Source organism: Dactylosporangium sp. NPDC000244 (assembly GCF_040300725.1).
In the GTDB taxonomy this organism is placed as follows: Bacteria; Actinomycetota; Actinomycetes; order Mycobacteriales; family Micromonosporaceae; genus Dactylosporangium.
In genome coordinates this window covers 13,528-32,912 of the sequence record NZ_JBEPEH010000010.1, presented here as the reverse complement: position 1 = coordinate 32,912, position 19,385 = coordinate 13,528, and the positions used below count along the sequence as shown (strand labels likewise).

General features: G+C 72.9%; 20 protein-coding genes. 10 read left to right on the top strand and 10 right to left on the bottom strand.

Features of this window, described 5'->3' with window-relative positions; genetic code table 11:
- Window positions 1–128: 128 nt before the first annotated feature.
- The 3 genes from ABT369_RS15720 to ABT369_RS15710 are packed head-to-tail and all read right to left on the bottom strand — an operon-like array spanning window position 129 to window position 2,070.
- Window positions 129–827 carry an ABC transporter permease gene (locus tag ABT369_RS15720; RefSeq protein WP_350612521.1) on the bottom strand — a complete coding sequence of 233 codons (699 nt, stop codon included), beginning with the start codon at window positions 825–827 and terminating at the stop codon, window positions 129–131.
- Complete coding sequence (locus ABT369_RS15715; RefSeq protein ID WP_350612519.1) at window positions 824–1,705, bottom strand: ABC transporter ATP-binding protein; 882 nt, start codon at window positions 1,703–1,705, stop codon at window positions 824–826. The genes ABT369_RS15720 and ABT369_RS15715 overlap by 4 nt, the downstream gene beginning before the upstream one ends.
- Window positions 1,702–2,070 carry a GntR family transcriptional regulator gene (locus tag ABT369_RS15710; protein WP_350612517.1) on the bottom strand — a complete coding sequence of 123 codons (369 nt, stop codon included), beginning with the start codon at window positions 2,068–2,070 and terminating at the stop codon, window positions 1,702–1,704. Before ABT369_RS15710 ends, ABT369_RS15715 begins: the two co-directional genes overlap by 4 nt.
- Before the next feature lie 84 nt (window positions 2,071–2,154).
- Here ABT369_RS15710 and ABT369_RS15705 point away from each other — a divergent pair, with 84 nt between their 5' ends.
- Together ABT369_RS15705 and ABT369_RS15700 are read left to right on the top strand one after the other, a co-directional pair.
- Window positions 2,155–2,598 carry a hypothetical protein gene (locus tag ABT369_RS15705; RefSeq protein ID WP_350612516.1) on the top strand — a complete coding sequence of 148 codons (444 nt, stop codon included), beginning with the start codon at window positions 2,155–2,157 and terminating at the stop codon, window positions 2,596–2,598.
- Window positions 2,599–2,636: 38 nt separating this feature from the next.
- A complete protein-coding gene (locus ABT369_RS15700; RefSeq protein ID WP_350612515.1) occupies window positions 2,637–3,026 on the top strand; it encodes a ribonuclease domain-containing protein in 390 nt (129 codons plus the stop codon).
- A gap of 212 nt (window positions 3,027–3,238) precedes the next feature.
- Here the strand turns inward: ABT369_RS15700 and ABT369_RS15695 are convergent, their stop codons facing one another.
- Together ABT369_RS15695 and ABT369_RS15690 are read right to left on the bottom strand one after the other, a co-directional pair.
- Complete coding sequence (locus tag ABT369_RS15695) at window positions 3,239–3,418, bottom strand: DUF4236 domain-containing protein (RefSeq protein WP_350612514.1); 180 nt, start codon at window positions 3,416–3,418, stop codon at window positions 3,239–3,241.
- Between the two features lie 15 nt (window positions 3,419–3,433).
- Entirely contained in the window at window positions 3,434–3,802 is a 369-nt protein-coding gene (locus ABT369_RS15690; RefSeq protein ID WP_350612513.1) for a PH domain-containing protein, read from the bottom strand.
- Window positions 3,803–3,933: 131 nt separating this feature from the next.
- Here ABT369_RS15690 and ABT369_RS15685 point away from each other — a divergent pair, with 131 nt between their 5' ends.
- From ABT369_RS15685 to ABT369_RS15655, 7 genes are read left to right on the top strand one after another with little or no spacing between them, the layout of a single operon-like run.
- Window positions 3,934–6,747: an AfsR/SARP family transcriptional regulator gene (locus ABT369_RS15685; RefSeq protein WP_350612512.1), complete on the top strand. Its 2,814-nt coding sequence runs from the start codon at window positions 3,934–3,936 to the stop codon at window positions 6,745–6,747.
- The gene (locus ABT369_RS15680) at window positions 6,744–7,874 is read left to right on the top strand and encodes a M20 family metallopeptidase (RefSeq protein ID WP_350612511.1); all 1,131 of its coding nucleotides are present in this window, start codon (window positions 6,744–6,746) and stop codon (window positions 7,872–7,874) included. The genes ABT369_RS15685 and ABT369_RS15680 overlap by 4 nt, the downstream gene beginning before the upstream one ends.
- Window positions 7,871–8,686: a GNAT family N-acetyltransferase gene (locus ABT369_RS15675; RefSeq protein WP_350612510.1), complete on the top strand. Its 816-nt coding sequence runs from the start codon at window positions 7,871–7,873 to the stop codon at window positions 8,684–8,686. The genes ABT369_RS15680 and ABT369_RS15675 overlap by 4 nt, the downstream gene beginning before the upstream one ends.
- Window positions 8,683–9,804: an o-succinylbenzoate synthase gene (gene menC / locus ABT369_RS15670; protein WP_350612509.1), complete on the top strand. Its 1,122-nt coding sequence runs from the start codon at window positions 8,683–8,685 to the stop codon at window positions 9,802–9,804. Before ABT369_RS15675 ends, menC begins: the two co-directional genes overlap by 4 nt.
- Window positions 9,805–9,852: 48 nt before the next feature.
- The gene (locus ABT369_RS15665; protein ID WP_350612508.1) at window positions 9,853–11,364 is read left to right on the top strand and encodes an MFS transporter; all 1,512 of its coding nucleotides are present in this window, start codon (window positions 9,853–9,855) and stop codon (window positions 11,362–11,364) included.
- Between the two features lie 8 nt (window positions 11,365–11,372).
- Window positions 11,373–12,032 carry a TetR/AcrR family transcriptional regulator gene (locus ABT369_RS15660; RefSeq protein ID WP_350612507.1) on the top strand — a complete coding sequence of 220 codons (660 nt, stop codon included), beginning with the start codon at window positions 11,373–11,375 and terminating at the stop codon, window positions 12,030–12,032.
- The gene (locus tag ABT369_RS15655) at window positions 12,029–12,634 is read left to right on the top strand and encodes a DNA-3-methyladenine glycosylase (protein ID WP_350612506.1); all 606 of its coding nucleotides are present in this window, start codon (window positions 12,029–12,031) and stop codon (window positions 12,632–12,634) included. Before ABT369_RS15660 ends, ABT369_RS15655 begins: the two co-directional genes overlap by 4 nt.
- 37 nt (window positions 12,635–12,671) lie before the next feature.
- Here ABT369_RS15655 and ABT369_RS15650 read toward each other — a convergent pair whose 3' ends face one another.
- From ABT369_RS15650 to ABT369_RS15640, 3 genes are all read right to left on the bottom strand, one after another.
- A complete protein-coding gene (locus ABT369_RS15650; protein ID WP_350612505.1) occupies window positions 12,672–13,133 on the bottom strand; it encodes a cupin domain-containing protein in 462 nt (153 codons plus the stop codon).
- 12 nt (window positions 13,134–13,145) lie between these two features.
- The gene (locus ABT369_RS15645) at window positions 13,146–14,276 is read right to left on the bottom strand and encodes a L,D-transpeptidase (RefSeq protein ID WP_350612504.1); all 1,131 of its coding nucleotides are present in this window, start codon (window positions 14,274–14,276) and stop codon (window positions 13,146–13,148) included.
- A 69-nt stretch (window positions 14,277–14,345) separates the two neighbouring features.
- On the bottom strand, window positions 14,346–15,002 hold the full coding sequence (locus ABT369_RS15640) for a hypothetical protein (protein WP_350612502.1): 657 nt from the start codon (window positions 15,000–15,002) through the stop codon (window positions 14,346–14,348).
- 574 nt (window positions 15,003–15,576) lie between these two features.
- On the opposite strand from ABT369_RS15640, the gene ABT369_RS15635 reads away from it, so the two are divergent.
- The gene (locus tag ABT369_RS15635; RefSeq protein WP_350612499.1) at window positions 15,577–16,197 is read left to right on the top strand and encodes a C39 family peptidase; all 621 of its coding nucleotides are present in this window, start codon (window positions 15,577–15,579) and stop codon (window positions 16,195–16,197) included.
- A gap of 712 nt (window positions 16,198–16,909) precedes the next feature.
- Here ABT369_RS15635 and ABT369_RS15630 read toward each other — a convergent pair.
- Window positions 16,910–17,197: a hypothetical protein gene (locus ABT369_RS15630; protein WP_350612843.1), complete on the bottom strand. Its 288-nt coding sequence runs from the start codon at window positions 17,195–17,197 to the stop codon at window positions 16,910–16,912.
- Between the two features lie 45 nt (window positions 17,198–17,242).
- Window positions 17,243–19,300: a transglycosylase domain-containing protein gene (locus ABT369_RS15625; RefSeq protein ID WP_350612497.1), complete on the bottom strand. Its 2,058-nt coding sequence runs from the start codon at window positions 19,298–19,300 to the stop codon at window positions 17,243–17,245.
- Window positions 19,301–19,385 lie beyond the last annotated feature (85 nt).

The window sequence follows — 19,385 nt, the reverse complement described above, 5'->3', positions numbered from 1 at the left end:
GCTCTCCGTGCGGCGCGGGACTGGCCGTCTGCCCGTTTTCCGCGCGCCCGTTTTCCGTGCGCCGGCTTTTCTGCGCGGCGCGGGGCCGGTTTCCGTGCGGCGCCTTCGGAGTGGCGTGCGCCGGGTGGTCAGGGCGTCGCGCGGCGCAGGGCCAGCCAGGAGCTGCCGCCCAGGAGCACCACCAGGAGCAGGGGCCATCCCACCGCCAGCGAGAGCAGGCTCGTGTGCGTCAGCCAGTGGCCGACCGCCGGCCATGCCTCGTAGTGGCCGATCAGGGCCGCGACGCCGCCGAGCAGGAGCATCAGCACAGTCAAGGCGCTCAGCAGGCCGGTGGCGCGCCAGCGCAGGTACAGGGCGCCGGCCGTCGAGCCGACCAGGGTCATCGCGAGCATCGGTACGGCGTAGACGAGGAACTGCACCGGGATCGAGTGCTTGTCGATGAAGCCGAGGCCGAAGAAGTGCAGGTGTATGCCCCAGCCGCCGGTCGCGTGCTCGATGGCCTGCAGGATCACGAGCAGGGTGGAGTACACGACGACCTGGACGAGGCCGAAGAGGCTCAGGCCCGCGACGAACTCGCGGCGGGTCACGCTCAGGCCCAGGGCGAACGGGAAGTGCTGGTTCACGGCCACGGCGCCGAAGGCCAGCGACGCGACGTAGATGCTCGCGAGGGCGCCGCTGACCGGGTCGCCCTCCGTGGCGTCGGCCGGGAGGCCGGCGAACATGACCATGTTCACGGCGAAGGCGATGGCGAGGATGGCGACCGGCCACACCAGCGCGTCGCGGCGGCCGAGGGCGTGCAGGCGTGCGACTGACACGATGCGGTTCACGACGCGGGCTCCTTGTCGGCGGTGGCGTTGGTGATGCGGACGACCAGTTGCTGCAGCGACACCGCCTGGACCTCGACGCCCGCGGCGCGGGCCGCGTTCGGCTCGACCCGGCCGCGGATCGTGGCGCGGGTCAGCGGGCCGAGGCGCTCGCGGTGCAGCTCGTCGGCGTTGGCGGTGAGGGTGTCGACGGCGCCGGCCGGGCCGGTGAGGGTCATGACCTGGCCGCGCAGGGACTCGGCGCTCTCGTCGAGCACCAGGCGGCCGCGCTCGATGAGCAGCACGTGCTCGATCAGGTCGCTGACCTCGTCGATGAGGTGGGTGGAGAGCACGACCGTGCGGGGGAACTCCGCGTAGTCGGCGAGCAGGCGGTCGTAGAAGAGCTGCCGGGCGACCGCGTCCAGGCCGAGGTACGGCTCGTCGAAGAAGGTCAGGGGAGCGCGCGCGGCCAGGCCCAGGGTCACGCCGAGCGCGGAGAGCTGGCCGCGGGAGAGCTTCTTGACCACGCGCTTCTCCGGCAGGCCGAAATCGTGCACGAGGGCGCGGGCGAAGGGCTCGTTCCAGTACGGGAACAGCAGCCGGCCGGCCGCGAGCGCGTCGCGGACGCGGAAGTTGTCCGGGTACCGCTGACTCTCCTTCACGAACGCGATCTCGGCCAGGACCTTCGCGTTCTCGTAGGGCCGGCCGCCGAACACCTCGACGGTGCCCGAGGTGGGGATCTGCTGGCCGGTGAGGACCTGCATGAGGGTGGTCTTGCCGGCGCCGTTGCGGCCCAGCAGGCCGTAGATGCCGTTGCGCCGCAGCTCGAAATCGACCCCGTCCAGGGCGGCGACGCCCCGGAAGCGCTTGGTCAGGCCCTCGGCGCGCACGATCGTGCTCATCGGTGCATCCCCTTCCCGAGGTGCTGCTCGATCATGGACTTGAGCTCGTTGCCGTCGATGCCGAGCTTCGCCGCCTCGGCGAGCAGGGGCTGGACGTACTGCTCCGCGAACTGGTCCCGGCGGCGCTGCCGGAGCCGGGTCTGTGCGCCGGGGGAGACGAACATCCCGATGCCTCGCTTCTTGTAAAGGGTGCCGTCGTCGACCAGTTGGTTGACGCCCTTGGCCGCGGTGGCCGGGTTGATGCGGTGGAAGGCGGCGAGCTCGTTCGTCGAGGGCACCTGGCTCTCCTCGGCCAGGCTGCCGTCGATGATCGAGGTTTCGATCTGCTCCGCGATCTGCAGGAAGATCGGCCGCCCCTCCTCCATCAGTCGCCCATGTTCGTTGGTTCGTTACTCATGTAACTAACCATGCAACCGACGAACCGGGGTGTCAAGCGCTATCTTGCTGACATGGCGACAGTGGGCTTCGGGCCGAAGATGGCGTGGCTGGCCGTGGCGGCCGAGCCGGCGAACGTGATGGACGCGCTGGAACTGCGGGACCTGGGAGTGGTGGAGCCGCGCACCGGTCTCGACCTCGCGCACTTCACCGACGACCGGGTGGTGGTCGCGGTCGTGGACAAGTGGTGCCTGGTGGCGGGGAAGTGGCTGTTCCGCTGGAACGGCATCGCGGCGCTGTCGATGCGGCTCGGGGCCGAGGTGCAGTACTTCTCGACGGACCGCAGCCTGGTGATGCACCGCTGGGCGCGGGCCTACGGCGCGGACGTGACCGTCTCCGACGAGGACGCGCTCATCGACGAGCAGGACGTGTTCCGCACGGCCGCGCAGTGGAGCGTGGACCCGCGGGCGCTGCCGGTGGTCTCGTTACATATCGCGGCGGTCCCTGTTCATGAGTAATCTTCCGCGCGTCGATATTTACGAGTAACGATGTATCCATGACGAAGATGCTGAGCCGTCTCGCCGTGGCCATCGTCCTGCTGACCGGGCTGCTCGTCGCGCCGGCGACCGCCGCCAACGCGTCGGTCTACTCATCGTGCACCATCTCGGGCTGCGCCGAGGCGCGCACGGCCCGCTCGGGGTGGTCGAGCCTGGGCTTCCCGACCACGCGGACCTGGTACGCCTGGCCCTACGGCAAGTACAACTACGCCGGTGGCCAGTACTACAACCGCGAGGGCGAGCTGCCCTCGGGCGCGACCTACTACGAGTACGACGTGATTCCCCGCAACAAGGGCGCGGCGCGCGACGCGAAGCGCATCATCATCAACCGCAGCACCGGGGTCACCTGGTACTCCCCGAACCACTACACCGACTTCTACCGCCTGTAAGGCACAACGAACCCGGTCCCTCGACCGGCCGCCGCGATCGGCGTGCGCGAGGGGCTCGGGTGGAGCCCCGAGAGCATGAGTGGGTGCGGTCCGCGAAGGCCGCACCCACAAACGAACCCGGCCCCTCGACCGACCACCGCGACCAGCGTGTGGGAGGGGGTTTGGGTGGAGCGGAGCTCCCCCAAGCCGAGCGACCGGAGGGAGCGGGAAACTCAGCTCCGCTTGCCCTTGCTACGCCACGAGAACGGTCCGGGCAGGTCGTAGCGGTGGGCGCGCGTGCGCGAGTTCCACGACCACTTCCCGATCTTGATGCTCCACGAGGAGAAGCCCTTGGGCGTGAAGTTCAGGATCAGCGGGCCGAGCCGCAGGGCCTTGCGAAACAGGATCGGCAACGAATCCTCCGGGGGCTAGCGGGCGGCGTAATGCAGGATCACGTTGTGGATGTGCTGCGTCTTCTCGACGCCGCGAACGTCCACTTCGTACGTATGCGTGCCGACGTGCACGGCGATGGTACCGCTGCTGAAAAAGCTGCCCGCCCACGACTTGTTGCTCACCACGGAGACGGCCGTCACCTTCCCGTAGGGAATCGACGTGATCGCCACCCGCTTGCCCACGAACGAGCGGTCCTGCATGATGACCCGCTTGTCGGTCAGGCCGATGAAGCCGGTGCCCACGCCGACCGCGTCGTAGACGGCGATGATGCTCTCTCCCGGCAGCAGTCCGGATGCGATCTGCTCGTACTGTTCCCGACGGTCGTATTTCGCCTGCTGCGCCATGACCTCAAGATAGTCGGCGGCTTCAACCCGCCTTGCGGTGTATCGTTTCGGCCTGGCTCGGGTCGAATGTGCGACCTGCCGTGACGGTGCAATCGCTATAGGTTGCTCTCAATCTACCGTTGGGGGCCACGGTGCGAGTTCGGCTGCTCGGACCGATCGACGTGCTGGTCGGCGGCGAACCCCGGCCGGTGCAGGGCCTGCGCCGCAAGGCCGTGCTCGCGGTCCTCGGCCTGCACGCGGGTGACGTCGTGAGCACCGGGCGCCTGGTCGAGCTGGTCTGGGACGGCGCCGCGCCACCGAACGCGGTCAACGCGCTGCAGAGCCACCTCTCCTACCTGCGCCGCACCCTGTCGGACAAGGCGGCCGTGCGTTCCCGCCCACCGGGCTACGTGCTCGACGTCGGCCCCGACGGCACCGACGTCGCCGTGGCCGAGCGGCTCATCAGCGCCGGCCTGCGCGACGGCGACGACGCCGGCCGGGCCCGCGACCTGCAGCGGGCCCTGGACCTCTGGCGCGGCCAGCCGATGGCCGACGCGACCGGCGTGACCTGGCTGGAGGAGCAGGCCGAGCGGCTCGGGCAGCTGTGGCTGCAGGGCAAGCGGGCGCTGCTGCAGGCGCGGCTCGGCCTCGGCCAGCACGCCCGGCTGCTGCCGGAGCTGGAGCAGCTGACCCGCGAGCACCCGTTCGACGAGCAGCTGCACGGGCAGCTCATGCTCGCGTTGTACCGCATGGGCCGCCAGGCCGACGCCCTGAGCGCGTTCCACCGCCTGCGCCGCACCCTGCGCGAGGACCTCGGCATCGAGCCCGGCCCGGCCCTGCGCGAGCTGGAGTCGGCGATGCTGCGCCAGGACGAGGGGCTCGACCCGCCGCCCGCCCCGGCGCCGGTGACCGTCGCCGCCCCCGAGCCGCCGAGGACCCGGCCGGCCCAGATCCCGCTGGCCGTGCGGACCTTCGCGGGGCGGGACGGGCAGCTGGCCCGGCTCGACGCGCTGCTGCCCGCGGAGTGGACGCCGCCCGGCAGCGCCGTGTTCGTGGCCGTCGTGTCCGGCACCGCGGGCGTGGGCAAGTCGGCGCTGGCGGTGCACTGGGCGCACCGGGTCGCCGACCGCTTTCCCGACGGGCAGCTCTACGTCAACCTGCGCGGCTTCGACCCCGCCGACGCCCCAATGCCGCCCGCCGACGCCGTGCGCGGATTCCTCGCCGCGCTCGGGGTGCCGGCCGAGCTGATCCCGGCCGACCTCGCCGGGCTTTCGGCCCTGCTGCGCAGCCGGCTCGCCGGCCGGCGGGTGCTGATCCTGCTGGACAACGCGCGCGACGCCGAGCAGGTCCGGCCGCTGCTGCCGGCCGCGCCCGGCTGCCTGGTCGTGGTCACCAGCCGCGACCCGCTGACCTCGCTGGTGGCGATCGAGGGCGCGGTGCCCGTGCCCGTGGACCTGCTCACCGACGCCGAGGCGCGGGACCTGCTCGTGAGCCGGCTGGGGGCCCGGCGGGTCGCGGCCGAGCCGGACGCGGTCGAGCGGATCGTCGCCCGCTGCGCCCGGCTGCCGCTCGCGCTCGCCGTCGTCGCCGGACGGGCCGCGACCCGCCCGGAGCTGCCGCTGTCCGCGCTCGCCGACGAGCTCGGGGCGCGCCGCTCGACCCTGGACGCGATCGCCGGCGCGGACCCGGCCTCCGACGTGCGGGCGGTGTTCTCGTGGTCGTACCGCGCCCTGAGCCCGGCCGCCGCCGAGGTGCTGCGCCGCATGAGCCTGGGGCCGGGCCCGGACCTGGGCATCGACGCCGTGGCGAGCCTGGCCGGCGTGCCGCCCGCCGCGGCCCGGGCCGGCCTGGCCGAGCTGGATCGGGCCGGGCTCGTGGTGGAGCAGCGGCCGGGGCGGTACACCTTCCACGACCTGCTGCGCGCGTACGCCGCGGAGCTGGCCGAGTCGCACGATCCCGACGCCGAGCGGGCCGCCGCCGTGCACCGCCTGCTCGAGCACTACGTCGGCACCGCGCAGGCCGCGGCGCAGCAGCTGGACCCGGCCCGGGACCCGCAGCCGCGGGCCGCCCGGCACCCCGCGATCGCGGTGCCGGCCCCGCCGCGGGAGCAGGCCCAGGCCTGGTTCGCCGACGAGCACCGGGCGCTGCTGGCCGCCGTGCACCGAGCCGCCGAACTGGGCCTGGACGAGCACACGTGGCGGCTCGCCGCGGCGCTGACGACGTTCCTGGACTGGCACGGGCGCTGGCCGGAGCTGGTTGCCATCCAGGAGGCGGCGCTGCGGGCCCTGCGCCGCCTCGGGGACCGCCCGGGGCAGGGCGCGGCCTCGTGCGAGCTGGGCCAGATGTACGCCCGCATCGGCCGCTTCGACGAGGCCCACCAGTACCTGTGGACCGCCCTGTGCCTCTTCGAGCAGCTCGACGACGCGCCCGGGCTGGCCCGCGCGCACTACCACCTGGGCTGGTTGCAGCACGCCCAGCGGCGTTACCGCGACGCGCTGAACCACAGCGAGCAGGCCCTCGCGCTGTTCGAGCGCCTCGGCGACAAGCTGTGGCGGGCCCGCGCCCTGAACGCGACGGGCTGGATCATGGGGCAGCTGGGGGAGTACGAGCGAGCCCTGCGCCGGTGCCGCGACGCGCTCGTGGAGAACCGCGAGGTCGGCGACCGCCACGGCGAGGCGGGCACCTGGGACGCCGTCGGCTACGCCCACCACCGCCTCGGCGATCCCCGGCAGGCGGTGGCCTGCTACGGCCACGCGCTGCGCGCCTACCGCGAGCTCGGCGACCGCTCCGGCCAGGCCTGCGTGCTGTGCCACCTCGGCGACGCCTACGCCGACCTCGGCGACGCGGCGGCGGCCGCCGACAACTGGCGGCGCAGCGCCGAGATCCTCGATGCGTTCGACCCGGGCCACGCGGCGGTGGTGCGAGCCAAGCTTCCCGGGGGCAATCCCGCTACCGTGAGGGGATGACGGCGCTGGACACCTTACGGGCGGAACTGTCGGCCGCCGCCCCGCGGATGCGAGACGACCTGGCCGAGCTGATCGGCGTCGAGTCCCCGTCATCCGATCCCGAGGCCCTGGCCCGCAGCGCCGACGTGGTCGCCGCGCTCGGCCACCGGCTCCTGGGCGCGGCCCCCGAGCGCATCGTCGTGGCCGACCGGCCGCACCTGCGCTGGCGCTTCGGCGAGGGGCCGGCCCGGGTCGTGCTCATCGGGCACCACGACACCGTCTGGCCGCGCGGCACCCTGGCCCGCTGGCCGTTCAGCGTCGACGGCGACCGCGCCACCGGCCCCGGCGTCGTGGACATGAAGGGCGGCCTGGTGATCCTGTTCCACGCCCTCGCCGCCTGCGCGGACCTCGACGGCGTGGCGGTGGTCGTCAACGCCGACGAGGAGATCGGCTCGCCGACCTCGGCCGCGCTCATCCAGGACACCGCCCGCGGCGCGGCCGGCGCGCTGGTGCTGGAGGGCAGCTCCCACGGCCGGCTCAAGGTCGCCCGCAAGGGCATCGCGCACTACACGGTGCGGGTCACCGGCCGCGCCGCGCACGCCGGCAACGCCCCGCACCTCGGCATCAACGCCGGCGTGGAGCTGTCCCACCAGATCCTGCGCATCGTGGAGCTCAACGCCCCCGAGCGCGGCACCACCGTCACGCCGACCGACGCGGTCGCGGGCACCACGAGCAACACGGTGCCGGCGGCCGCCCGGGTCAGCGTCGACGTGCGCTCCTTCGACCCCGAGGAGATGCGCCGGGTCGACGCGGCCCTGCGCGCCCTCGCGCCGGTGCTGCCGGGCGCGGAGCTCGAGGTGGAGCTGGGGCCGGCCCGCCCGGCGATGCCGGAGACGGCCGCGACCGAGCTGTTCGCGCTGGCCCAGCGGCTCACCGCGCGGCTGACGGGACAGATCGCGGTCGGCGAGGCGGTCGGCGGCGGCTCGGACGGCAACCTCACCGCCGGCGTCGGCGTGCGGACCCTCGACGGGCTGGGCGCGATCGGCGGCAACGCCCACGCCGAGGGGGAGTGGATTCAGCTGTCCAGCATGCCGGACCGCGCCGCCCTCGTGAGCACCCTGGCGGCGAGCATCGGGCGCTCCGAGTGAGCGCTCGGGCCGATGCCGAGGCCGCCGCCGAAGGCGTCGGCGTGCGGGTGGCCGAGCTCGCCACGACCGCCGAGCTGGCCGAGTGCTCCCGGCTGCTGCAGCGCGTGTGGCGGGCGGAGCACCCGGCCGAGATCGCGTCGGAGTCGATGCTGCGCACGTGGGTCCACTCCGGCAACTACGTGTCCGGCGCCTACCGCGGCGACGCGCTGGTCGGGACCGCGGTCGGCTTCTTCGGACGCGCCGGCGAGCACGTCCACCTGCACTCGCACCTGGCCGGCGTCGAGCGCGGCGGGCACGGCCACGGCGTCGGCTACGCCCTCAAGCTGCACCAGCGCGCCTGGACGCTGGCCCGCGGGGTGGCGGAGGTGCACTGGACGTACGACCCCCTGATCCTGCGCAACGCGTACTTCAACCTGCAGAAGCTCGGCGCGGAGGCGGTCGAGTACCTGCCCGAGTTCTACGGCGCGATGACCGACGGCATCAACAGCGGCGACCTCACCGACCGGATCCTCGTGGTGTGGCGGCTGGACCGGCCGCCGGGCCCCGCGGCGGTCCCGGACGCCGGGGCCGCGGTGCCCCTGGTCTCCCGCACGGCGGACGGGCGCCCCGAGTCCCACGACGCGCCGGATTCGGCGGCTGTACTGGCCGTAGCGGTCCCCACCGACGCCGAGGCCCTGCGCGCGGCGGACCGGGAGGCGGCCCTGGCCTGGCGGGTCGCGGTGCGCGACGCGCTCATGAGCCGGCTCGCGGCCGGCTACCGCATCACCGCCATGACCCGCGACGGCCGCTATCTCCTGGAGCGTGCAGCATGACCGGAAGGCTCCAGGGGCTCGAGCTGCGGCGGGTGGCGATGCCGCTCGTGTCGCCGTTTCGCACCTCGTTCGGCACCGAGCACGAGCGCGACGTGCTGCTCGTGCGCGCGGTCACGGCCGAGGCCGAGGGCTGGGGCGAGTGCGTGGCGCTGTCCGGGCCGCTCTACTCGCCGGAGTACGTCGACGGCGCGCAGGCGTTCATCAAGCGGTACCTCATCCCGCTCCTGCGCCGCTTCGACGGCCACGTGTACGCCCTCGAGCCGCTCTTCGAGCCGCTCAAGGGCCACCCGATGGCCAAGGCCGCGGTGCAGACGGCCGTGCTCGACGCGCACCTGCGCGCGGCCGGCCTGCCGCTGGGGTCCTTCCTCGGCGCGACGAAGGCGACCGTCCCGGCCGGCGTCTCGGTCGGCATCATGGACTCGATCCCGGCCCTGCTCGACGCGGTCGCGGGCTACCTCGCCGCCGGGTACCTGCGGATCAAGCTCAAGATCGAGCCCGGCTGGGACGTCGAGCCGGTCCGGGCCGTGCGCGAGCGCTTCGGCGACGACGTGCTGCTGCAGGTCGACGCGAACACCGCGTACACCCTGACCGACGCCGAGCAGCTGGCCCGGCTGGACCCGTTCGGGCTGCTGCTCATCGAGCAGCCGCTGCCGGAGGACGACATCCGCGGGCACGCCCGGCTGGCCACGATGATCCGGACCCCGATCTGCCTCGACGAGTCGATCGTCAGCGCGCGGGCCGCGGCCGACGCGATCGCCCTGAACGCCTGCCGGATCGTGAACATCAAGCCGGGGCGGGTCGGCGGCTACCTGGAGGCCCGCCGCATCCACGACGTGTGCGCGGCCAACGGGGTCGCGGTGTGGGCCGGCGGAATGCTCGAGACCGGCCTCGGGCGGGCCGCGAACGTGGCGCTCGCCGCGCTGCCCGGGTTCACGCTGCCGGGGGACACCTCGGCGTCGGACCGGTACTACGCCCAGGACATCACCGAGCCGTTCGTGCTCGAGGACGGTCACGTGGCCGTGCCGACCGGCCCCGGCATCGGCGTCGAGCCGCTGCGCGACGTCCTCGACAGTGTGACGACCGAGACAGAGTGGCATAACTTTACAAGTGTTAGCTGACGCATCTAACCTTACAGGCGTTAGCAAACGTCTGTAAGGGAGTCCGTCGTGTCCGAGTATCCGCGTCGCTGGGCCGCTCTCGCGGTCCTCAGCCTGACGCTCGTCGCCGTCACCCTCGACAACTCCGTGCTCAACACCGCGCTGCCGTCCCTCGCGCACGCGCTGCGGGCCGGAACCGCCGACCTGCAGTGGATCACCGACGCGTACACCCTCGTCTTCGCCTCCGCCCTGATCCTCGCCGGCAGCCTGGGCGCCCGGCTCGGCTCCCGCAACGCCCTGCTCGGCGGGCTCGTCGTCTTCGGCGGCGGCTCCGCGGTCGCGGCCCTGTCGGACTCGCCCGGGCAGCTCATCGCCTGGCGCGCGGTGATGGGCCTCGGCGCTGCGTTCGTCATGCCGGCGACCCTCGCGATCATCACCCGCATCTTCCCCGCCCACGAGCGGCCGAAGGCCTTCGGCGCCTGGTCCGCCGCGGCCGGCATCGGCGTGCTCGTCGGCCCCGTCACCGGCGGCGCCCTGCTCGAGCACTACTCGTGGAGCAGCGCCTTCTGGATCAACGTCCCGCTCGTCGCCTTCGCCGTCGCGGCCGTGTTCGCGGTCGTGCCCTCCGTCCCCGCCGTGCGCGGCGGCCGCCTCGACGTCCCCGGCGCGCTGCTGTCCACCGCGGCGGTCGCGGCCGTGGTCGACGCCGTCATCCAGGCCCCCACGCGCGGCTGGGCCGGCGCCGTCACGCTCGCCGAGCTCGCCGCCGCCGCCGTCCTCGTCGTGGTGTTCGTGCTGTGGCAGCGCCGGGCCGCGTCCCCGCTCGTGCGGCTCGACCTGTTCACCAACCGCACCTTCGCCGTGGCCGCGCTCTCCCTCGCCGTGGTGTTCTTCGTGCTCTTCGGGACGCTGTTCGAGCTGTCGCAGTACCTGCAGCTGGTGCACGGCTACAGCCCGCTCGTGGCCGGCCTCGGCGCGATGCCGTTCGCCGCGGCGATGGCCGCGACCTCGGCCACCTCGCCGCTCATCACCGGCCGGCTCGGCACCCGCGGCACCCTCGCGCTCGGGCTCTTCCTGGCCACCGCCGGCCTGCTGGCGCTCGCCACCACCGGCGTGCACACCGAGTTCTGGCGGATCGCCGCCGGTACCGCCGTCATCGGCCTCGGCATGGGCATGATGATGGCCCCGGCCAGCCTGCAGATCAGCGGCTCCGTCCCGCCCCAGTTCGCCTCGATGGCCAGCGCCCTCAACAGCGTGATCCGGGAGCTGGGTGGCGTGCTGGGCATCGCGGTCATCGGCACCGTGGTCTCTTCCGCCTACCGTTCCTCGGTTGGTACCGATCTGGGCCCGGCGGGCACCGACCTGCCCACGGCCCACGGGTTCGCCGCGACCCTGCCCGCCCCGGCCGCCCAGCACGTGATCGCCGTCGCGGACCAGGCCTTCACCGGCGCCATGTCCCGCGGCGCCCTGATCGCCGCCGGGATCTCGCTGCTCATGGCCCTGACCGTGCTGATCGTCCGCCCGCGCCGGGTGGCCCCGGACGCGGTCCGCTCGCCGGAGCTCGTCGCGCAGACGGCATGATGAACGGTATGAAGTCGGACTCCGCGGGTTCGGCCGGTGGTGGCCGGACCCGCAACCGGCGCGGCGAGGGGGCCCTGCTGCGCGACGAGATCGTGGCCGCGGCCGAGCGCCTGCTCGAGCGCGAGGGCAACGAGGAGGCGCTGACCCTGCGCTCCGTCGCCCGCGAGGCCGGGATCTCGGCGCCGTCGATCTACACCCACTTCGCCGACCGCGACGCGATCCTGGAGGCGGTGCTCGACATCGCCTTCGAGCGCCTGCGGCAGCTCGTGATCGACGCGGCCGAGGGCGTGGCCGATCCCGTAGCGCGGCTCATGGCAGGCTGCCAGGCGTACGTCCGCTTCGGCATGCAGGACCCGGCCCGCTACCGGGTGCTCTTCGGCCGCCAGCGCACCGGCCGCCCCGAGATGCGCAGCGCCGCCGACGTGGCCGACCTGCCCGAGGTGTGGCAACGCCGCCTCGAGGCCTTCGGGGTCCTCGTCGACGGGCTCAAGGCGTGCGTGGCCGCGGGCCGCTCGGGCAGCACCGACCCCTTCGCCGACGCCTCGACCCTGTGGACCTCCCTGCACGGCGCGGTCGTCATGCGCCAGTTCGTCCCCGGCTTCCCGCTGCCGCCGCTGGACAAGACGGTGGACGACCTCGTCCGGCGCATCGGCCTGATCGCCTCGTGAGCCTCGCCGACGCCCTGGCGGGCCCGGTCGAGCAGGCCGCGCGGGCGCTGCTCGGCTGCCGGCTCACCGCCGGCGGGGTGACGGTCCGGCTGACCGAGGTCGAGGCGTACTCCGGCACCGGCGAGGACCCCGCCTCCCACGCCCACCGCGGCCGGACTCCGCGCAACGCCATCATGTTCGGCCCGGCCGGCTACGCCTACGTGTACTTCACCTACGGCATGCACTACTGCATGAACGTCGTCACGGGCACCGAGGGCACCGCGTCGGCCGTGCTCCTGCGCGCCGGCGAGGTCGTTGCGGGCGTGGACGCGGCCCGCGGTCGCCGCCCGGCCGCCCGCACGGACGCCGACCTCGCCCGCGGCCCGGCGCGGCTGTGCAGCGCCCTCGCGATCGGCCGCGACTTCTACGGCACCTACCTGCTCGACGGCCCGCTGAGCGCCCCGGCCGCCCCGGTCGGCGCGATCTCGGCCGGCCCGCGCGTCGGCGTGACCGGCGCCCACGACGTGCCGTGGCGCTTCTGGCTGACCGGGGACCCGACGGTGAGCGAGTACCGCCGCCACGTCCCGAAACTGCCGAAGCTGCCGAAATTGCCCCGTACGTGACGGAGGCCCGGACCGTCGCCGGTCCGGGCCTTCCGTGTCACCAGGTGGGTTCCCGGGTCGCGACCCGGTCCTCGTCGGGGAGGCGGATCGCGGTGGACTGGGGCGGGCGGGCGTACTCGGCGTCGGTCACCTGCTCACCCCACTCGGTCCCGGGCCCGTCCGGGTCCGTCTCGTGGGTCGACACCACCGCGACGAAGGTGGTCGGGGCGGCGCCGTGCCAGTGCCACTCGCCCGCGGCGACCACTACCGTGTCGCCGGCCCGGACCTCGTGGACCGGGCCGCCCCGGCGCTGGACGCGGCCGATGCCGTGCAGCACGTGCAGGACGCGGCCGTAGGGGCAGCGGTGCCAGGCCGTGCGGGCGCCCGGGTTGAACTGGGCGTGGAACGTGGCCAGCCGGGACGGCTCCAGGGCGACGACGTCGCGGCCGATCCAGGCGACTCCCGAGTATCGCTGCTGCGGCGCCGGGCGGCTCGTGCTCGGCGCGCGGATGACCTCCATGCCGGACTCCTCTCAGGCTTTCGTGTACTCGGACCAGGGCAGGTTCCAGGCCGTCCAGCCGTCGCCGGGGTCGAGGCCGACCTCGGTGTTGCGGGTGACGACCGGGTCGCCGACGAGGACCTGCTCGTAGAGCCACCGGGCGTTGTCGGTGGACACGTTGGTGCAGCCGTGCGAGACGTTGCGCTTGCCCTGGTCGGAGACGGACCAGGGGGCGGCGTGGATGTACTGCCCGCCCCAGGTGAGGCGCATCGCGTACTGCACGGTCGTGGTGTACTCCGGCGTCTTGAACAACGCCGACGGCTCGCGGGACATGATCACCGTCGTGCCGCTCGACGTCGGTGTCGAGGCCTTGCCGAGGCTGACGGGAATGCTGCGCACGACGGCGTCGTTCACCGACACCTGCATGGTCTTGGTGCTGTTGTCGATGTCGATCGTGAGCTTGCGGCCGATCGTGACGCTCGCGCTGAGGTCCTCGTCGGCGTGCCCGCTGCCGATGGCCACCCCGTTGAGGGCCTTGCGGGCCGTGATCTTCGTGCCGGGCTGCCAGTAGTTTTCGGGCCGGTACATCACCTGCTTCCCGCCGAACCAGTGCCACGCCCCCGGCTGCGGCGGGTCGCTCGTTACGAACAGGCGTTGCTGGACGGCCGCGCGGTTCTCCGGCGGTACGTCGGAACCGAACTCGACCACGATCGGCATGCCGACGCCGTAGGTCCCGCCGTTGGTGAGCATCAGGTCGCTCGTCACCGCGGAGCCGGACGGCTTCGCGGCCGTGTGGAAGGTCGTCACCTGGGTGACCGGGTGGTTGTCGGCACCGACGGCGGTCACCTTCGCGGTGTAGGACGTGTCGTACCGCAGGGCCGCCGCCGGTACCCATGTGGATCCGTCATCGCGGGGCGCCCCCGGAAGCTGTTGCCCCGCGGCGTCCACGAGTGACACCGAGGTGATCTTGCCGTCGGTGACGCTGGTGCCGATCTCGGCGCTGATCGGCACCGCGCCCGCACCCGACGCCGGTGTGACGCTCAGCGCCGCCGGCTTGAGCGGCGGCGGCTTCGGCTTCGCGGCGGCCTTCGGCGGGTCGCCGTGGCAGGCGGTCAGCCCGGCGGCCGCGAGCGCCAGGGCCGCAACAGTGGTTCGTGTGCGCATGCGGGCATCCTGCGACCCAGCCGGGCTAGGCCGCTTGGCCTTCAGGGTGATATCGCGGCTTACCTGGGCTCACATGGTCGCGTCGGCGATCTGGGTGGCGAGGTCCTCCCACTTCGCGTACGCGTCCGGGAACGCCGACCCCTGCACCTTCTGCGCCGCGACGGTCACGGCGTAGTCGCCCCAGCCGGGGATGCGCGTCAGCGCCGAGTAGAACCGCCGCGCGGACTCGTGCGGGTCCATGAGCTGGTCGACGGAGCCCCAGTTCGGCCGCTGCTGGAACAGCCCGACGGAGTCGTAGTCGTAGCCGACACCCTCGTTGGGGTGGCCCAGCGACGACGGGACGTTCGGGTTGGCCAGGTTGCGCAGGTGACTCTCCTGCAGCGCGGTGGCGAGCGCGACCACGGCCGCCCGCTTGGGCAGTCTCTCGCGCTTGGCGACGTCGACGATCGCGATCGCGTTGTCCATCTCGGCGCGGCTGAGCCCGCCCACCGGGTCCACGACGACCGGTGCCGTCGGAGTCGGGATGGGCTGCGGCGCGTGCGCGCGCTGGTCGTTGCGCGACGCCGTCGACGGCTCGACCCGCGCGGCGGCGACCTGGGCCGGTTCCGCCTGCGGCTGCGCGGGCTGCTCTGAGCGGCCGGGCAGGACGGCGATGAACGCGAGGGCGGCGACCGCGACCGCGATGCCGGCGCGGATCGGTTGCCTCGGCTCCCAGAACGGCGCCATCACCCGTCGCTCTTGCGTGGTGCGGCCGGGAATGGCGGCGACCGCGGCCGCGATGCCGGACCGAACCGGCTGAATGCGTTGCCAGATTTGGGCTGGGTCCCAGAGCTGCGTCCGCTCCCAGTACGGTGCCATCAACCGGGTCTCGGGTTGCCCCGGCGATTGCCCGGCGTGGCGGAAGCGGCGGGTCCGAAGGTGACGCGGACCGCTCGTGAGCTGTTGATGTTCGTCTTGGCCGGCGAGCATTGGGCGAGACTAGGACCGGGTCGAGCAGAGGGTGATTTCAGGGATGAGATTCGGCGCCCGGGCGAGCTGCCCCGAGGCGCCCGAGCCCCGGGCGAGTGGCCCGCTGGCCGTCTCACCCAGGGGGTGAGATGCCCTCTGAGCGGCGCGTTTAGCGTCGATCCCCGTGTCGTACATCTACCGATCCCGTCACGCGCAGCGCGTCCTCAAAGCGCCGCGGCTGCCGGTCGCGGTGGCGTCGGCGGTTGTCGCGCTAGCGGCCGGCCTCGGCGTCGTGGCCGCCTCGAACGCATCTGTGTCGAGTGCGCCTCCCGCTGCCGCAGCTGAAGCCGTCGTGCCTCGGGAAAGCCCGTCGAAGGCCAGCCGCGACAAACGTCCGACCCCGGCTCCGACCCAGACCCAGACCCAGACTCAGACCGCGACTCCGGCCGCGCCCGCGGCCCCCGCCCAGCTGGACCTGAAGTACCAGTTCGCCTGGCAGGAGAACTACTACTTCTGCGGCCCCGCGGCGACCCGGATCGCCCTGACGGCCCGCAACATGTTCCCGTCCCAGTCCCAGGTCGCCCAGTCCCTGGGCACGACGGAGAACGGCACGAACTCGTCGGATGACACGACGCGGGCCCTGAACGCGTACACCGGCAGCAACTTCTACACCGCCCACTTCATCCGCGGCCAGTCCGCGTCGGCGGCGGACACGGCGGAGCTGAAGCAGGCGGTCGTGCACGCGATCAGCCAGGGCTACGCCGTGGTCGCGAACATCGCGGGTTCCACAGTGGACGATGCCGGGAACAGCCACGCGTACCCGGGCGGCCACTACCTGACGATCGTCGGCTACACCAACGGCGGCGACACCGTGCGGATCGCGGATCCGGCGGACGCGCTCGGCGTAGGCTCGTACACCCTGAGCGTCCAGCGGATGGCCGACTGGACCGCCCAGCGCGGCTACGCGGCATAGTAGCGTTCTGGCTACCGAGTGCGATCGTTCAGTGATCGACAACCGCAGAAATTTGGATGCGGATGGTAGCGTAGGTGAATGAACGGAACGCACCGCCGACGATGTTCGGGCACGTCTTGATCGACCCCTCGGCCCTCGGTCACATGTGATGTCGGGCCGGCCCTGATCGCTCGCCTGCTTCGGACGCCCGCACGCACGCACGTCGCGCGCGGGACGCCGGGTCGGGTCTGGATCGAGCGTGGACGTGCATTGTCGGAGGCTGCCGTTGGCGGCTCAGGCCACCGGGCCTATCCATCGTGTCGGGCGGCACGACGGATAGGCCCGGCTCGCTCGGGCAGCTCCCTGCTCGCGACGCCAGGGCTGCGCGGAGTTGGGGCCTCACGGGGCCCCGGGCCAGCCCGCCGCGTGTGGTGCTCGGCCAGCGTGCGGGCCTGACGTCGGGTTCGGTAGGGCCCTGGGTCCTGCGCGCGATGCAGTGTGTCGGGCTCCAGTTGATCCGTTACGAGTCGGGTTCGGTCTCGCGCCAGGTCGGCTCGCCGGTGAAGTTCCAGAGCCGGCGACCGTGACAGTCCGGCCGGCGTGTCCGATCCCGACGTGGATCTGCTGACCGGGCGATGACAAGGGCGCCGCGGCTGCTGACGCGGCGATCGACCCGCAGCGGGTCGGTCGGTGGTGCCGGGGCTGGTCCGGCCGGACGGGATCAGGGCCTGGTTTAGCCGGACGGTGACGCGCCGCCCGGCAGCGGTGGTGGGTCAGCGGGCCGGCCGCGGTCGGTGAGCAGCTGCTGCAGGCGGGCGGCGCACGTCGTCCTAGAGCTGGTGCACGACGGTCGTGTCGGCCACAGCGTGATCGTGGTGCCGGCGTGGGCGGGGCCTGGCCAGAACTGCTGGCCGCACACGCCGAGGTTGCCCGAGGCCGGGACGACCCGGGTCAGCTGCACGGCCAGGTTGACCGGGTCGACGCCGTTGGCCGACCTCACCAGAGCGAAGTCAACCGTCACGGATCAAGCGGAGTACGACGTGCACGCGATGCAGTGGCGGCGTTACTAGCCTAGGGCCCGCTTGCGCGACGGGGCCGGGAAACCCTGCACCGGCTGGCCCCGTAGCGCCGCGACCATCGTCAGGGCCACCGCCTGGTTCACGGCGCTCGACACGCCCCCGCCCACGTAGTCGTTCGGGTTGTCCGCGTTCACCGCGATCCCCGCCGCCGCCACCTGGGGTGTGAAGCCGGCGAAGGTCTCGGTCGCGTTGTTCTCGGAGCTGCCCGTCTTCCCCGCCACCGGGCGGCCCCCCAGGATCCCCGAGATGTTCTCTGCGGTGCCGCCGTCGCACTTGCCGTAGGCCGAGCCGCGGCCCACCGGGCAGCGCGCCGCGTCCGTCGCCGCCGCGGCCACGTCCGGGTCGACGACCTGGCGGCACTCGGGGGAGCCGGCGTCCAGCGACACGCCGTCGGGGTCCTTGATCGACAGGACGGGCAGTGGGGAGCAGTAGAGGCCGCCCGCCGCCACCGCGGCGTACGCGTTGGCCAGGTCCAGGGGCGTCGTCTGCGCCACGCCCAGGGTGAAAGATCCCCATTTATCGGCATTCGCGGCCAGGCTCTGATCCAGCTGCCCGCGGAACCTGATGCCCAGCTTTTGCGCCATATCCACCGCCCGCCGCGCGCCGATCTGCTGCTCCAGCCACACGAAGTACGTGTTCACCGACCGGCCGAACCCGTTCCACATCGTGCGGTCGCCGTCCATCCACGACGGGGTGTCGTTGGCGGGGCACCAGCGTCCGCCGCAGTTGGCCGAGGCGCTGCCCGGCCAGATGGTCGCCAGGCGGGCCGGGGCGTTGAAGTGGGTGTTCAGGGGCAGGCCGGCATCCAGCGCGGCCAGCATCGTGAACATCTTGAATGTCGAGCCCGCCTGGTAGCCCTCCACCCCGGCGCCGCCCGCGATCAGCTGGTTGACGGTGTTCGAGCGGTCCGGCGCCAGGCTGTAGTGCCGGTTCACCGCCATGGCCAGGATGCGGCCGGTGCCGGGGGTCACGACGGCCAGGGGGAGCGAGCGCGCGTTGCCGTAGCCGTAGACGCCGAGGGACTGGCTGAGCGCCGCGGACTGCACGGCCGGGTCCAGCGACGTGACGATCGTGTACCCGCCCGTGCGCAGCCGCTCGTCGCGCTCGTTCGGGGTCGCGCCGAACTCGGGGCGCTCGTTCCACCACTCGCGGAAGTAGTCGCAGAAGAAGCCCCAGTCGTTGTGCTCCTGGGCGACCGAGGTGCAGTCGTTGGGCGGCCGGAGCTCGTTCAGGTGCAGGTCCGCCGTCGCGGCCGCCGCGGCGTCCTGAGCGGAGATCGTGTGCATCTTCGCCATCGACGACAGGGTGTACTCGCGGCGGTTCAGGGCCGCCGTCCGCTCCCCGGTGAGCGGGTTGTCGACGTCGGGGGACTGCAGCAGCCCGGCGAGCATGGCGGCCTCGGGCAGGGTCAGGTCGGACGGGGACTTGCCGAAGTACGTCTGCGCGGCCGACGCGATGCCGTACGCGCCCGCGCCGAAGTAGGCGATGTTCAGGTACCGCCGCAGAATCTCGGCCTTCGAGAACTTCTTCTCGATCGCCTGCGCGTATCGCATCTCGCGCACCTTGCGCGCCGGGGTGTCGGAGAGGGCGTCGACGTGCTGCTGCGGCGTGAGGTCGGGGTCGTTCTTCAGAACGTTGCGGACGTACTGCATGGTCAGCGTCGAAGCCCCCTGCTGCGCCCCGCCGCGGCTGTTGGACACGAACGCGCGCGCCACGCCGCGGATGTCGACGCCGTGATGCTGGTAGAAGCGCGCGTCCTCGGCGGCGACGACGGCCTGCTGCAGCACCGGGGCGATCTCGTCGAGCTCGACGTCGCGCCGGTTCTCGTCGTAGAAGGCGGTGATGAGCGTCTTGCCGTCGCTCGCGTACACGTAGGAGGTCTGCGCGGCCCGGGGCGTCGCCAGGTCCGTCGGCAGCGACTCCCACGTGTCGCCGCCGGCCTTGGCCGCACCGCCGCTGACGATCGCGACGGGCAGGGCCGCGGCCGCCAGCACCATCCCGCCGAGCACTCCGCACACCAGCAGCCGTACCACCCTCAGGAGCATGGCGCGCGGCTACCCGGCGCCCGGCCCGCTAACCGCCGCCGTGGCCAGATCACCCCGCGCTGCCCGTTGTGGCCGGGAAACGCCC